The following is a 13750-nucleotide window of genomic DNA, read 5'->3' as shown; positions in this document are numbered from 1 at the left end:
GGCCGGAATGGCCCGAATCAATCCCGCCGCTTCCGCCGACCAACCTAATTGACCGTGCAGGTCACCATGAAGGTCAACGCGCTGCTGGGCGGGAACGTGGGGATGATGACGCCTCCCGCGCTTTGCAGGGCCGCGATCGACACGGCCGGGCAGACTGCGCCTCCGGTCGCGCTGCCACAAGTCACGGTGGTGCAAGCAAGATGCGCCGCGGCGGGGTCGCGCAACACGGCATTGTTTGCCGCGGCCGGGCCGTCGTTGTGGACGACGATCTGGTATGTGGTCGAAGTCCCCAACGTCAATGTGCCGCCGGATCCATTGGTCTTGGTGATCCACAGATTGGCGGTGGTCGGGACGTTGGTGAGTGTGCAGGTGATCAGGTCGCCGGCCGCCGGCGTGAGGTTGAACGAAGTCCCGGTTCCGCTGGGCAGGCTGGTCGAACTGCCTGCGCGGGCATTGCTGCAACTGAGGGTGCCCAGATAGCTGGCCAGGAGCGAAGCGCTGCCGACCGCCATGGTTTCGGACAGGGTCAGTGGCACGGAGGGAAGCGTGTTGAGCGACACCGTGCCGTTGGCGATCGTCGCCCCGCTTCCGGTGGTGGTGGTCGTGCCCAGGCTCACGGACGGCGTGTCATAGGCCATGGCCATTTTGAATTGATCGCTGTCGTTGGCCCGCCCCGTCGTGGCCAAGGCCTTGGTGAGCGTGACCTTCGGCATCATGATGCCGAAGGCGGCGCCTTGCCGCGAGCCGCCAATCGCGGTGCCTTGGGCGACTGCGGAAATGGTCAGCGTGGTGGGGTTGGCGGTGCTCAGGATGACCGAGCCGTTATCGGTATTGCTGGTGCCGGTCCAGGTAGCGGTCGTGGAGCCCACGCCAGCCAGCGTTTCGGTAGCGGCATTGCCGCTCAGCGCCTTGAGCAATTCCACCTGCTGCCAGTTGCCGCCATTCGTCGTGAACGTGAGGCTTTCCGGAACATTGACGGGAGCGGAAATGTTGCAGAAATTGCATATGCCCGTGCTTTCGGCATCCGCCACGAACAGCGTGTAGGGGCGCGTATTGCCGGCCGAATCCTTCACCTGGATATTGCTGACCTGGAAAGTGAAATTCCCGCTGCCTCCATAGATGAAGGGACGACCGGGAATGCCGGAATAGGCGCCGTTCGCGCCGGAATTTCCGATCACCGAACCCGACCATGTTGGAGCGGTCACATCGTCGAAACTGGTCGCGCTGCCGGCGGTGCGCTGCAGGTTGAACGAGAGCGTCGATCCGTCGGGCAGGGGGATGCTGAAGTTCTGGCCGCTGGCGCTTCGCGCGGTTGCGTCGCTGTAGCCGGTCAGGTCGAGCCACAACAGGTTGTCCTTGTATTGTCCCTGGCCCGCCGTCGTGGCCGTGCCCGCCACCTGGGCCTTCGCGGCTCCCGTGAACCATAACGAGCAGAGCAACAGGTAGGTGAGCAGGTGCGTTCGCGAACGCAGCCACGGAAGCACGCCGGTGGACGTGGATACGTATTTCCGAAAATGCAGTTTCATTGCGTTCGCTCTTGGCTTCTTTCGTTGTTCGTTGCTGAAAGGCGGTACGTGCCCACGCGTCCGGCGCGGTGGCTGAAGCCATGACCCGACCCCAAGGTCCCTCCCTGTTCGATCGACAGCTCCAGAGGGCCGGGCCATGGCTTCACCCATCGGGCGAGCGGTGTCCACCCGGGGTATCGAGATCCCGCGCGTGCAGGGGACATCGACGTGCCGACCGGCATCTGGAACCGCGATTCCCGTCACGGATGGGGGCCCGCAAGCCGCGGACGCCGCGCTCAACTGCGTGAAAATGAGCCGCCTGTCCGTTCGCGCGTGTCCGCGGCGCATGCGGCACGGAAGGGCGGATTCATGGATGATCGGGAACAACCGGGCGTGACCCAGGGCTGCTTTCAGAGGTGCGATGTGCAAGCGTTCCGATCTGCCGAGTTGGAAGTCACCGCGAAGGCGCTGGAATCGCTGACCGACCTGATCGCGACCGCGCAAGGCGGCGATGCGGCGGCGTGGGACCGGGTCTACCTGTTGCTGTACCAGGACCTGCACCGGATCGCGGCCTCGCTGATCCGGCAGCGGAAGACGCTGCGTTCGCCCACTTCCCTGATCAGCGAAGCCTGGCTTCGCCTTTGCGGCGCCGACCTGACCCTGGAAGGCCGCTCGCACCTGACTTCACTGATCGTCCGCGCCATGCGCTTCGTGCTGGTCGACGAAGCGCGCCGGGCGTTGACCGACAAGCACGGCCACGGTGTCGCCATCCTCGAACTGTGGGAAGCCGACAACATCAGCGATGGCCTCGGCCCCGAACAATTGATCACGCTCGACCAGGCCTTGACCGATCTGGGCCGGGTCGACCCGCGCCTGGTGCGGGTGGCCGAACTGCGCTTTTTCGGCGGCCTGGAGGAAGAGGAAATCGCGGAAATGCTTCACCTGCACAAGAGGACGGTGCGCCGGGATTGGCGCAAGGCGCGCGCTTTCCTGTTCCAGCGGTTGGGCGATACCGCGTGCGACCCGCAACATCCGATCCCGTCCGCCTGAAGCGGCGAACCCGCATCGCGAAGGACGCAAGCCCGGACTCCCGAAGAGACATGCCAGAGATCCTTGCCGAAGCGTTGCGTCTGTTCGACCACTACGTGGACATGCCGGTGGCGGAGCGGGCACGGGCGTTGAAGCAGCTGAAAGTGGTCCGTCCCGACTTGCACGAAGCCCTGGCCGCGTTGCTGGCGGCGGACAAAGGCGCGCAGGTCCTGGACGCGGCCTTTCCCGCGATCCGGACCGGAAAGACGGCCGACGACGCGGAAGCGCGCCGGGCCGCGGCGGATGCGAGGCTCGGCACCCTGCTGGGGCCGTGGCGTATCGAGGAGACTCTCGCGACCGGCGGCATGGGGACGATATATCGGGCCAGTCGCGCCGATGGCCAGTACCGGCAACAGGTGGCGCTGAAGTGCATCCGCGCCGAACTGTCTTCGCCGCCCTTGATTGCCGCCTTCCTGAGCGAGCGCAACAATCTCGCCCACCTCGATCATCCGCACATCGCGATGTTGATCGACGGCGGCATCGAAGACGACGGTCATCCCTGGTTCGCGATGCGCCACGTCGAAGGCGAGCCGATCGACCAATGGTGCGACGAGCGCCATGCCGGCCTGCGCGAAAGGATCGGGTTGCTGCTGCAGCTTTGCGATGCCGTCGGTTACGCGCACCGCAAGCTCGTGCTCCACCAGGACATCAAGCCGTCCAACTTGCTGGTCGCCGGCGATGGCCAACTGCAGGTCATCGATTTCGGGTTGTCCTCGATGCTGGACGAAGGCGCCCGGGCGCGGCGCATCGCGGTTTCCTATGGCCACGTCGCGCCGGAAGTCTATCGGGGCGGCGAGCCCAGCGTGGCCATCGATATCCACGCCGTCGGCATGGTGATGTACCGGCTGTTGTGCGGCGAGGCGCCGTTCCCGATGCGCTTGCCCCACGTCGCCAAGGCGCCGCTGGTGCCCGTTCCGATGGAGAAACTCGCCGCCAACGCTTCCGGGTCAACCGTCCGGGCCAGCGGGCATGCGACAGCCGATGCGCTTGCGGCGGAATTGGCGGGCGACCTCAGCGCGATCGCCGCGAAGTGCGTCGCAGCGGACCCCGCCGAACGCTACACCAGCGCCGACGACATCGCGAAGGACTTGAGATCGTACCTGGCGCAGCGGCCCATCGCCCTGCGCCGCGACGAACCCTTCTACCGCTTCGACAGGTTCCTGCGCAGGAACCGCGCCCTGGTCGTCGTGGTGGCGCTGGCCGTTTGCCTGTTCGTCTCCGGCGCGGCGTTCTTCGCCTGGAAACAGCAGCATGCGAGGGCGGAAGTGGCGGCGACCGAGACCGTCAGCCGTTTGTTTGAGTCGACGATGGGCACGGCGGTACTGTCGGGACTGGGCGAAACGCGTTTCTCTTCGATGGACCTGATCGCCCGGACCGAAGGGCAACTTCGTCTCCTGGATCTGAAAGCACAGCCCCGCGTGCTGGCCCGCGCGCTGTCGGTCCTGGCGAAGAACTATGCCGTGCTCGGCGAGTACGACCGGGCCCGGCGTTTGGCGGAGGAAGCCTCGACGCTGGTGCAGGGCACGGACGGGCCGCAGATCGAGAACGCGGCCGTGTTGGCATCGCTGCTGAACGCGGAGGCGAAACACGCGGAAGCCGGGGAAGTCGCCGCGAAGGGCCTGCGGGATCTCGGCGACGCCGCGGGTGCGCAAACGGCATCCCCCCGATTGCGCCTGCTCAACGAATTGGCGATCGCCCAATGGGGCATGACCAACCGCACCGCCGCGCTGTCCACGCTGGACAGCGCCGTGGCCTTTGCGCGCAAGACCGGCGACACCGAAGCGGTCGCCGCGTTGCTGTCGATGCGGGGGTTCTGGCTGTCGCGGCTGTATCGCCGCGCCCGGGCCGAACAGGATCTCGACGAAGCAATAGCCCTGTCGAAGGACCGCGATCCCACTACCGGCAACGAGGCCAGGATCGCGCTGGTGCGGACCCTGATCGCGATGGACCGGCTCAAGGAAGCGGTGGCGGTGGCGGAGTCTTTGCTGCAAAGCCGGCGTCGCACCCTCGGCGAGCATCATCCCGAAACCGGGCGCGCCTGGATCCTTCTCGCGCACGGCCAGTTCTTCACCGGGAAGGAAAAGGAGAGCATCGATTCGCTGGCGCGCGGGGAGAAGATCATCGCCGCGACCTACGGCACCCGGCATCCGGAGTACGCCGATGCGTTGTGGACCGAATCGAACATCGACTCGACGCTGCGCGGCGATCGCGAGACCGGACTGGCCAAGGCAGGCGAGGCTCTGCGCATCCTGGAAGCCACGTTGGGCGACAGCCACGACATGACGATGCGCGCGAAATTGAATGTCGCCAACAAGCTGGCGGCGATGTCGGAAGACCCGAAGCGGATACATGCCTTCAAGAAGGAAGCGGTTACGCTTTATGAGGACCTGCTTCGCCTGGGAGAAGTCCAGCGCCTGCCCCAGCCGGAAGCCAGGCTGTTCTATGCCAGCCTACTGCTCGACCGCTACGAAGGCGGCGACCCGGAAAAAGCCCGGAAGTTGCTGGAGCAATGCGCGCGCGACGCGGATGCGTATTTCGGTCCGGGCGATTCGTACCGATTCACGGTCAGATACGTTCGCGCCAAACTGGCCTACCGGAACAAGGACTATGCGGAAGCGGAGCGATTGTTCGAGGGGTTGCTGGCGGACGCAAAGGACATGCGCAGGGCGGTGAGCGCCAACGTGATGACGCACAACGCATTGCGCTACCTTGCTTTCTCCGCGGTGCTTTCGGGACGGAAGGGAGAGGCGAGAGCCTATCTCCAGCAAGCGGCGGCGGCGGACGAAAAAGCTTTCGGCAAGGACCATCGAATCACGCTCGGCATCGAGCGCCTGCTGGACGAACTGGAGCGCACCGGCACCATCCAGGAAGCAGAAGACAACAGGGCGCGCCCTTCCCAAGGTACGCCAGCCGTCCCTGCCGCAAAATCGGCGAGATGACCATGCGGCAGGCCCGGTTGCCTAGTTCACCTTGCAACTCAAGGTAAAGGTCACCGTGTCGCCATTGGCGAGGAGGCCAAGCGTCACTCAACGGATCGGGTAATGGCGGAGAGAGTGGGATTCGAACCCACGGAAGGTTTAACCCTTCGCCGGTTTTCAAGACCGGTGCCTTAAACCACTCGGCCATCTCTCCTGTACGTCAATTCTCGCATGACTCGCGATGTGAGTTCGACAAATCGGCAGGATTGCCGATCTGGACAGCGAAAGCTGCCCGCGTAACGGGTGAGGGCCATGGATGGCCCGAATCAATCTCACTGCTTCCGCCAACATCGCACTTGATCAGGCTGCCGGACCGGACTTCCCTGACAGAGTCGTCCGGATTTGCCGCACTTCCCCTGGTTTCGTGACGGCGGTAACCTCTTCGCAACAGGGAAGGAGATTGGGAATGGCGATTCGCGTCTATCTGGTGGATGACCATGCACTGGTTCGGGCCGGGATGAAGATGATCCTGGCAGGCGAAGTCGACATCGAAGTGGTCGGCGAAGCCGACACCGGCGAGGTGGCGTTGGCGCAGGTGCGCCAGCTCAAACCCGACGTCGTGCTCTGCGACATCCACCTGCCGGGCCTGAGCGGACTGGAAGTGACCGAGCGCATCACCCGCAGCCTGCCGGAAACGAAAGTCATCGCAGTGTCGGTGCTGGAAGATGGCCCGATGCCGAAACGTCTGCTCGATGCCGGCGCCAGCGGTTATGTCGGCAAGGGCGGTGATGCATCCGAGCTGGTGCGCGCGGTGCGCGATGTCGCGCGCGGCAAGCGCTATCTCGCCAGCAGCGTCGCTCAGGCGATTGCCCTGTCATCGGTCAGTGGCGATGGTTCGCCCTTTGATGGTCTCTCCGGTCGCGAACTCGAAGTCTCGCTGCTGCTCTTGCGCGGATTGCGCCAGGAAGAGATCGCCAAGCGCCTGTCGTTGAGCGCCAAGACCGTCAATACCCACAAGTCGCGCGCATTCGAGAAGCTCGGCATTCGCGACACCGTCGCGCTCGCGCGCCTCGCAAGTCAGTATGGGATGGTCGATACCGCCGACGTGGTGTGATCGCGGATCGTCCGTTGCAATGAAAAAAAGCCGGCATGACCGGCGTTTTTCCTTTCAGTCGTCGATGCCGCTTCAGGCGTCGTGGGCGCGTTCGATTTCTTCGCCGGACAAGTGCGGAACAGTCGGCGTCGCCGACTCGGTTGCCTCGGCGGCAGCATCGGCAGGCGTCGCTTCTTCCTGTGCCTCGGCCGCGGCTTCGGAAGCCGTATTGGTTTCCGGCGCAGTCACGCCGGTTTCCGCCTCAGCCTGTGGCTGGGTCACGGGTGCCGGCGTTGCCGGACGCGGCGGCATCCGCATCGAATCCACCAGGGACACTGCGATCGCTGCCGACAACGGCATCGCCTGGCTGGTTTCGCGCGGGCGGGCATTGGCGAACATCGTCGACGGACCCGGGCCGGCAGCGACCGGCGCCGGTGCGGTCACCGGTTCGGGAGCCGCTTCGGCCACGGCCTGCGTTTCTTCCGCCTTGGGTTCCACTGCGGCGACAGGCGCAGGAACGGATTCGTTCGCTGCAGGGCTCGCTTCCTGCACGGGTGCGGGAGCGGTTTGCACCGGAGCGGGCGCGACCGGTTGCGGCTGCACGGGCGTGGCGGCTTCGAGATCGTCGAACTCGAACTCGGGCTGGTGGCCGTTGCCGATGCTGCTGGCAGCGGTTTCCTCGCCTTCGACTTCATCGAAAACGTCATCGCCGGCTTCGCCTTCGACGCCACCCTTGCGACGACGACGGCCACCGCGGCGACCACGGCGACGCTTCGGCTTGTCGGCATCGTCGGCGGGCGTTGCGTCGGTATCGGTTTCGGCGGCTTCACCGGCAGCAGTCGCAGCTTTTTCCTCGACCGCTTCAACTGCAGCGGGTGCGGGTGCCGGCGTCGGAGCAACGACCGGTGCTGCAACGGCCTCCTGCGCGGTCACTACTGTTGCAGCAGCTGCCGCTGCGGCATCGAGCTGTTCGACGTTGGTGTCGACCGTGGCTTCCTGTCCGGCAGCAGCGCCTTCGCCACGACCGCGGCGATTGCGGTTGCGACGACGGTTGTGGTTGCTGCGCGATTCGCGCTGCTCGCCGTTCACCGCGGCGGCGTGTTCGCTGCCTTGTGCATCAATCTGCGGAGCGGCGACCTGTTCCTGCTGGTCGCGTTGCTTTTGCTGTTGCTGCTTGTTGTTTTGCGGCTGCTTCTGGGCGTTCTGCTGCTGGCCCTGTTGCTTGTCGCTGCGGTCGCGTTGCCCGCTCTGTTGGGTTGCCTGCTGCTGGCGCGGGCCGTTGCCGCTCTGGCCGCGCTGCTGGTTGTCGCGCTGGCGGCGGTCGTCACGATCGCGCTTGTTGCCACCGCGATCATTGCGCGCGGTCTGCGTCTGCACGGGGGCCGGGGCGGGCGCGGGCGCCGGCGTCTCGTCGCCACCGACGATCGCGCTGACGATGCGGCCGAGCAGGCCTTTGCGCTTGACCGGTGCGGGTGCCGCAACCGGGGCGGGCGGCGCGACTGGCGCCGGGGCAGGCGCTTCGGCGCGGACCGGTGCCGGCTGCGCATGCTTCACCGCCTTGACCATCGGCTCGGGGATGTTGAGGTGCGACTTGCTCAGCGCATGCGTCGGCACCTTGCGCGGCGTGCCGCGGTGGTAGCTCGGGCGCGAGGTTTCCTCGCCCAACTCGTTCTCGCGGATGCGGGTGACTTCGTAGTGCGGGGTATGCAGTTGTTCGTCGGCGACGAGCACGATCGGCGCGTCGTGGCGCTTCTCGATTTCGCTCAGCGCACGGCGCTTTTCGTTCAACAGGTAGTTGGCGATCTCGACCGGCGCCTGCACCAGGACCTGCCCGGTGTTGTCCTTCATCGCGTGCTCTTCGGCGAGACGCAGGATCGACAGCGACAGCGACTCGACGCTGCGCATGCGGCCGTGGCCTTCGCAACGCGGGCAGACGATCTGGCTGGCTTCGCCCAGCGACGGACGCAGGCGCTGGCGGCTCATTTCCATCAGGCCGAACTTGGAGATGCGGCCCAGCTGCACGCGTGCGCGGTCGGAGCGCAGGGCGTTCTGGAGACGGTTCTCGACCTCACGCTGGTGCTTGTTCGATTCCATGTCGATGAAGTCGATCACCACCAGGCCGCCGAGGTCGCGCAGGCGCAGCTGGCGGGCCACTTCCTCGGCCGCTTCGCAGTTGGTATGGAACGCGGTTTCCTCGATGTCGCCGCCCTTGGTCGCGCGCGCCGAGTTGACGTCGATCGCGGTCAGGGCTTCGGTCTGGTCGATCACCAGCGCGCCGCCGGAGGGCAGGCGCACTTCGCGCTCGTAGGCACTCTCGATCTGCGATTCGATCTGGAAGCGGTTGAACAGCGGGGTATCGTCGGTATAGGGCTTCAGCTTGCGCAGCGACTGCGGCATCACCTGTTCGACGAATTCGCGCGCCTCGGCGTACATCTCCGGCGTGTCGACCAGGATCTCGCCGATGTCCGGGCGCATGTAGTCGCGCAGGGCGCGGATGATCAGGCGCGATTCCTGGTAGATCAGGAACGGCGACGGCTTGCTCAGCGCGGCTTCGGCGATCGCCTTCCACACCGACAAGAGGTAGTCGAGGTCCCACTGCAGTTCTTCGGCATCACGGCCGACGCCGGCGGTGCGGATGATCACGCCCATGCCGTCGGGAATTGCCAGTGCGTCCATCGCGCGCTTCAACTCGGCGCGGTCGTCGCCTTCGATGCGGCGCGAGACGCCACCCGCGCTGGGCGAATTCGGCATCAGCACCATGTAGCGGCCGGCCAGCGAGATGAACGTGGTCAGGGCCGCGCCCTTGTTGCCGCGTTCTTCCTTCTCGACCTGGACGACGACTTCCTGGCCTTCGCGCACCAGCTCGCGGATGTTGCCGCTGCGGTGGTCGACGCCGGGCTGGAAGTAGTCGCGGGAGATTTCCTTCAGGGGCAGGAAGCCATGGCGTTCCGCACCGTATTCGACGAATGCCGCTTCCAGCGACGGTTCGACGCGGGTGATCTTGCCCTTGTAGATGTTGGACTTCTTCTGTTCTTTCGAGGGTTGCTCGATGTCGATGTCGTACAGGTTCTGTCCATCGACGATGGCGACGCGGAGTTCTTCCGCCTGCGTCGCATTGATCAGCATGCGCTTCATTGTTGTGTTCCCTGCGCTCTGCGGCGCGGAACACCGGGCATCGTGCCTCTGGAGACCGCTGGCCGCGCATCGCTGCGCGGGCCTGGGAGGATTCCAGCGCTACAACACCACGGCGGACCGCGGGAGCGCTTGATCGTTCTGTTCAAATTGTGGATGCCGGCCGCGTCGCTCCCGAAAGAGCCACGCCACGCGGCGGTATGTGCAGCACGGATGCACGAATGCGTCCGACGTTTCGCGTTCGCTGCCGCCCAGCCGGTTAACATGGCCGCCCCGTGGACGGTGGTGCCGGTTGCGCGGATTCGCTGCGGCAGGCTTTCGGCCAAAGATCGCAGCGAAATCAGGAACTTGTCCCGTCCTTATAGTGTATCAGATCGAGCATGGCCAATTCAGGAACGTCAACCGCCAGCGCCGGAGTCCGCATGGTCCGGGTCCCAGAGGATCGGGATGGCCAGCGGCTGGACAACTTCCTGCTGGGCCAGCTCAAGGGTGCTCCCAAGTCCTTGATCTACAAGATCGTCCGCTCCGGCCAGGTGCGGGTGAACGGCGGCCGCGGCAAGCCCGAGCGCAAGCTCGCGGCCGGTGACGAGGTCCGGATCCCGCCGGTCCGGCTGGAGGAAGCCGGGGAGTCCGCTCCGCCGCCCAAGAGCCTGCTGGCGGCGCTGGATGCCGCAATCGTCTTCGAGGACGCCCGCCTGCTGGCCCTCAACAAGCCCTCGGGACTGGCCAGCCACGGCGGCAGCGGCATCCGCCATGGTGCGATCGAATCGCTGCGCGCCCTGCGCCCGAACGAGTCGCTGGAGCTGGTCCATCGCCTCGACCGCGACACCTCGGGCCTGCTGATCGTCGCCAAGAAGCGTTCGGCGCTGCGCGAACTGCAGGCGCTGATGCGCGAGGACCACGGCGCCGGCATCGACAAGCGCTATCTCGCCTTGCTGGTCGGGAAGATGCCCAACGGCACCATGGACGTCGACGCGCCGCTGCACATCGGACTGCGCCAGGGCGGCGAACGCCACGTGCAGGTCAACGACATCGGCAAGGAATCGCTCAGCCACTTCAAGCTGCTGCAACGCTTCGGCGGCCATTCCTATTGCGAGGTGAAGATCGACACCGGGCGCACCCACCAGATCCGCGTGCATGCGCAGCACCTCGGCCATCCGGTCGCGGGCGACGACAAATACGGGGACGAGGAGGTCAATCGCCGCCTGCGCGACCAGGCCGGATTGCGCCGGTTGTTCCTGCACGCATCGTCACTGCGCTTCGCGCTCGATGGCGGGCGTACCGACTATGTTCTGGATGCGCCGCTGGCGCCGGAGTTGCGCGACGTGCTGGACAAGCTCGGCTGATTCAATTCGTCAGTGCGTCGGCTTTCGCCGCGCAGATGAAATCGTTCTCGCTCAACCCGCCGACGTCGTGGGTCGAATAGCGGACCACGCAACGGTTGTAGTGCACCGACAGGTCGGGGTGGTGGTCCTCGCGATGGGCGACCAGCGCCAGGGCGTTCACGAAGGCCATCGTCCGGTAGTAGTCGTCGAAGTGGAAGGTCTTGCTGATGGCGTGGCCGTCCTCGACCAGCTCCCAGCCGGGCACCTGCGGCAGCAGGTCGCGCAGTTCCGCCTCGCCCAGCCGGTGCGACGCGCCGGAGCGCGGGCTGCAATGGGCCTGAACCAAGGGAATCATGTCGGACATGGGAACTCCTGAAGGTGGCTCGGGTCGGACACCGGGGCAGCTAGAATACCGGCATGATCGATATCTCCGAAACCGCGCAGGCGCATTTCCGCAAGCTGATCGAACGCGAGGACATTCCCGGCCTCGGCGTGAAGCTGTCCGCGCTGCATGCCGGGACCCCGCGCGCCGACGTGCGCCTCGAATTCGCCGCGCCCGGCGATCTTTCCGGCGATGAATGGGCAGTCGACTGCGCGGGCTTCACCCTGTGGATCGATGCCGCCAGCGTCGCCGCGCTAGATGGCGCCAGCATCGATTACGTGGCGCAGGCGACCGGTGGCCAGTTGCAGATCCGCGCGCCGAAAGTGAAGGGCGAAGCGCCGGGCGAAGACGCTTCGCTGGCCCAACGCGTGCATTACATCGTGGAAAACGAAATCAATCCGCAACTCGCTTCGCACCGCGGCAACGTGCGCGTGGAGGAAGTGAGTGCCGAGGGTGTGGTGACGCTGCGCTTCGGTGGCGGTTGCCACGGCTGCGGCATGGCCGACGTCACCTTGAAGCAGGGGATCGAGAAGACCTTGCTGGAACGCGTGCCCGGCGTGACCGCGGTGCGCGACGCCACCGATCACGACACCGGCGACGCGCCGTATTACCAGCGAGACGACGCCGGACAGTCGCCGATCCAGCAGGGCCACGGCTGATCCATGTTCGGGCCCGATGATCTCGCAGCAGCCCTGCGCAGTCGTCGTCGCGCCCTTCGCTCCATCCGCCCGCAGGGTGAATCGCCATTCCTGACGAGTTGGCGGACGTGGTTGCACGCTGCGCCGGCGAAAGCGGTATCTCCCGCATATCCGGAATCCGACTTGCGTGAGCTGCTGGCCGCGCGCCCAATGCCCAAGCGCAAGCCGGCGTCGCGCATGCAGCTCACCCGCTGGCAGAGTTTCCGCAGCCTGTTCCGCAATCGCTGGGACAACGAGGACGATGGCAATCGCCGCCTGCGCATCGGTTCGGCGATCGCGAGCCTGGTGATCAATCTGTTCTTCGCGGCGATGTTGTTGTGGCTGATGTACCTGCGCTTCATGGCGCGGCCACCGCAGGAAGAAGAGTTGGCGATGCAGGTGCAGCTGATCGGGCAGGGCGCGCCGGACGAGGAGGGTGGCGGCACGCCGCAACCACAGCCCGAGATCACCGTCGCGCGCGCGTCGCCGCGCGAAGCGAAAACGACGCAAGAATCCGCCGCGCCGGAAAGCGCATCGGTCGCGCCATCGCAGGTGCAGGCGCAGGCGGAAGCGGTATCGGCGATGCAGATGCAGGCGCCGCAAACGCCGGCCAAGCCCGTCGCGCCGCAGCCACAGCCGCAACCGTTGCCGCCGTCGACGCCGATCCTGGTGGCGAAGCCGACCGAAGCGATCCCGAAATTCACCCAGCCGCCGCAGCAAATGCCGCAGGTGCCGACGCAGGTCGCGCCGCCGCAACCGGAATTGCACGCGCAGGCGTTGCCGAACATTCCCGAGCCGGAACCGGTCGAGCAGACATCGTTGCCGGGTGTGCGCACGCAGGCGGTAGCGATGCCGACGCTGGCTGCAAAAAGCATCGGCAAGATCAACTTGCCGCCGTCGCCTGCCGCTGCATCCGCGGCGCCGTCATCGGCAGCGGCGTCTTCGGCATCCGGTGCGAACGCGCCATTGCGCGGAAGCGCGGCAACGACTGGCGCGCCATCGTCGACCGCGGGCAATGGCAGCGGCGTCCAGCCCAGCGGTCGTGGCGTGGGCGCGGGCACGCAGGCGAAGACCGGCGGTCCGCCGACGCCGCTGAAGGGCGACGATTGGGGCGCATCCAGCCGCAACGTGGCAGGACAGCCGCATGGCGCGATCAACGGGAACCGCAATGGCGGCGCCAATGGCAGCCAGTACGACACGTCGGGCATCGGGAAGTACGGCGCGGATCAGTTCACCGTGCGCATCAAGGATCCTTACAAGGAAGGGTCTTGGGTGAAGCGCCAGACGCGCAAGGACGATCCCACGATGTTCGAGCCGTATTGGGTGCCGCATGAGAACCTGCTCGAGGAATGGGTACGCAAGGGCATCAAGGAAATCGAGATTCCGCTCGATGGCAGCGGCAAGCGCGTCATCAAGTGCAAGATTTCGCTGTTGGCGCTCGGCGGCGGTTGCGGAATCGCCGGTGGCATCAATGGCGTGAAGGACAATCCCGCGCGTGCGCGCAAACCGCCGGCGGTGCCGTTCAAGTCGAAGTATTTCGATGATCCGTCGGCGCTCGGCACGCCCGAGAAGGGCGCGGAGATCGAGCAGCCGAAGACCGACGCGGCTGGCAAGCCTTAGGTTTTAGGT

9 protein-coding genes and 1 tRNA gene are annotated in these 13750 nt (G+C 65.8%); 6 read left to right on the top strand and 4 right to left on the bottom strand.

Annotated features, from left to right (window positions below):
* Positions 1-44: 44 nt before the first annotated feature.
* Positions 45-1526 carry a hypothetical protein gene (locus ABE093_RS02055; RefSeq protein ID WP_430759195.1) on the bottom strand — a complete coding sequence of 494 codons (1482 nt, stop codon included), beginning with the start codon at positions 1524-1526 and terminating at the stop codon, positions 45-47.
* 348 nt (positions 1527-1874) lie between these two features.
* Between ABE093_RS02055 and ABE093_RS02050 the strand changes: the two genes are divergently transcribed.
* Both ABE093_RS02050 and ABE093_RS02045 read left to right on the top strand, forming a co-directional pair.
* On the top strand, positions 1875-2555 hold the full coding sequence (locus ABE093_RS02050; protein ID WP_430759194.1) for an ECF-type sigma factor: 681 nt from the start codon (positions 1875-1877) through the stop codon (positions 2553-2555).
* 50 nt (positions 2556-2605) lie between these two features.
* Positions 2606-5533, top strand: coding sequence for a protein kinase domain-containing protein (locus tag ABE093_RS02045; RefSeq protein WP_430759193.1), 2928 nt, complete (start codon positions 2606-2608; stop codon positions 5531-5533).
* A 103-nt stretch (positions 5534-5636) separates the two neighbouring features.
* Here the strand turns inward: ABE093_RS02045 and ABE093_RS02040 are convergent.
* Positions 5637-5726, bottom strand: a tRNA-Ser gene (locus ABE093_RS02040).
* Between the two features lie 252 nt (positions 5727-5978).
* Between ABE093_RS02040 and ABE093_RS02035 the strand changes: the two genes are divergently transcribed.
* Positions 5979-6626, top strand: a complete 648-nt coding sequence (locus tag ABE093_RS02035; protein ID WP_430759192.1) for a response regulator — start codon at positions 5979-5981, stop codon at positions 6624-6626.
* 72 nt (positions 6627-6698) lie between these two features.
* Here ABE093_RS02035 and rne read toward each other — a convergent pair whose 3' ends face one another.
* Positions 6699-9740, bottom strand: a complete 3042-nt coding sequence (gene rne / locus ABE093_RS02030) for a ribonuclease E (protein ID WP_430759191.1) — start codon at positions 9738-9740, stop codon at positions 6699-6701.
* 377 nt (positions 9741-10117) lie between these two features.
* On the opposite strand from rne, the gene ABE093_RS02025 reads away from it, so the two are divergent.
* Complete coding sequence (locus ABE093_RS02025) at positions 10118-11083, top strand: RluA family pseudouridine synthase (protein WP_430759190.1); 966 nt, start codon at positions 10118-10120, stop codon at positions 11081-11083.
* Position 11084: 1 nt separating this feature from the next.
* On the opposite strand, the gene ABE093_RS02020 is transcribed toward ABE093_RS02025, so the two are convergent.
* The gene (locus tag ABE093_RS02020; RefSeq protein WP_430759189.1) at positions 11085-11426 is read right to left on the bottom strand and encodes a 4a-hydroxytetrahydrobiopterin dehydratase; all 342 of its coding nucleotides are present in this window, start codon (positions 11424-11426) and stop codon (positions 11085-11087) included.
* Between the two features lie 53 nt (positions 11427-11479).
* Here ABE093_RS02020 and ABE093_RS02015 point away from each other — a divergent pair, with 53 nt between their 5' ends.
* Both ABE093_RS02015 and ABE093_RS02010 read left to right on the top strand, forming a co-directional pair.
* Positions 11480-12103 carry an NfuA family Fe-S biogenesis protein gene (locus ABE093_RS02015; RefSeq protein ID WP_430759188.1) on the top strand — a complete coding sequence of 208 codons (624 nt, stop codon included), beginning with the start codon at positions 11480-11482 and terminating at the stop codon, positions 12101-12103.
* A gap of 3 nt (positions 12104-12106) precedes the next feature.
* Positions 12107-13741, top strand: a complete 1635-nt coding sequence (locus tag ABE093_RS02010; RefSeq protein WP_430759187.1) for a hypothetical protein — start codon at positions 12107-12109, stop codon at positions 13739-13741.
* The last annotated feature ends 9 nt before the right edge of the window (positions 13742-13750 follow it).

Source organism: Solilutibacter silvestris (genome assembly GCF_050574925.1).
GTDB lineage: Bacteria > Pseudomonadota > Gammaproteobacteria > Xanthomonadales > Xanthomonadaceae > Solilutibacter > Solilutibacter silvestris_A.
This window is presented reverse-complemented; position numbering and strand designations above follow the sequence as displayed.

What these genes read in the sequence shown, in the direction of transcription:
- ABE093_RS02055 (WP_430759195.1), bottom strand. Translation starts at nt 1,526, where the DNA reads ATGAAACTGCATTTTCGGAAATACGTATCCACGTCCACCGGCGTGCTT.
- ABE093_RS02035 (WP_430759192.1), top strand. Translation starts at nt 5,979, where the DNA reads ATGGCGATTCGCGTCTATCTGGTGGATGACCATGCACTGGTTCGGGCC.
- ABE093_RS02045 (WP_430759193.1), top strand. Translation starts at nt 2,606, where the DNA reads ATGCCAGAGATCCTTGCCGAAGCGTTGCGTCTGTTCGACCACTACGTG.
- ABE093_RS02010 (WP_430759187.1), top strand. Translation starts at nt 12,107, where the DNA reads ATGTTCGGGCCCGATGATCTCGCAGCAGCCCTGCGCAGTCGTCGTCGC.
- ABE093_RS02025 (WP_430759190.1), top strand. Translation starts at nt 10,118, where the DNA reads ATGGCCAATTCAGGAACGTCAACCGCCAGCGCCGGAGTCCGCATGGTC.
- rne (WP_430759191.1), bottom strand. Translation starts at nt 9,740, where the DNA reads ATGAAGCGCATGCTGATCAATGCGACGCAGGCGGAAGAACTCCGCGTC.
- ABE093_RS02015 (WP_430759188.1), top strand. Translation starts at nt 11,480, where the DNA reads ATGATCGATATCTCCGAAACCGCGCAGGCGCATTTCCGCAAGCTGATC.
- ABE093_RS02050 (WP_430759194.1), top strand. Translation starts at nt 1,875, where the DNA reads ATGGATGATCGGGAACAACCGGGCGTGACCCAGGGCTGCTTTCAGAGG.
- ABE093_RS02020 (WP_430759189.1), bottom strand. Translation starts at nt 11,426, where the DNA reads ATGTCCGACATGATTCCCTTGGTTCAGGCCCATTGCAGCCCGCGCTCC.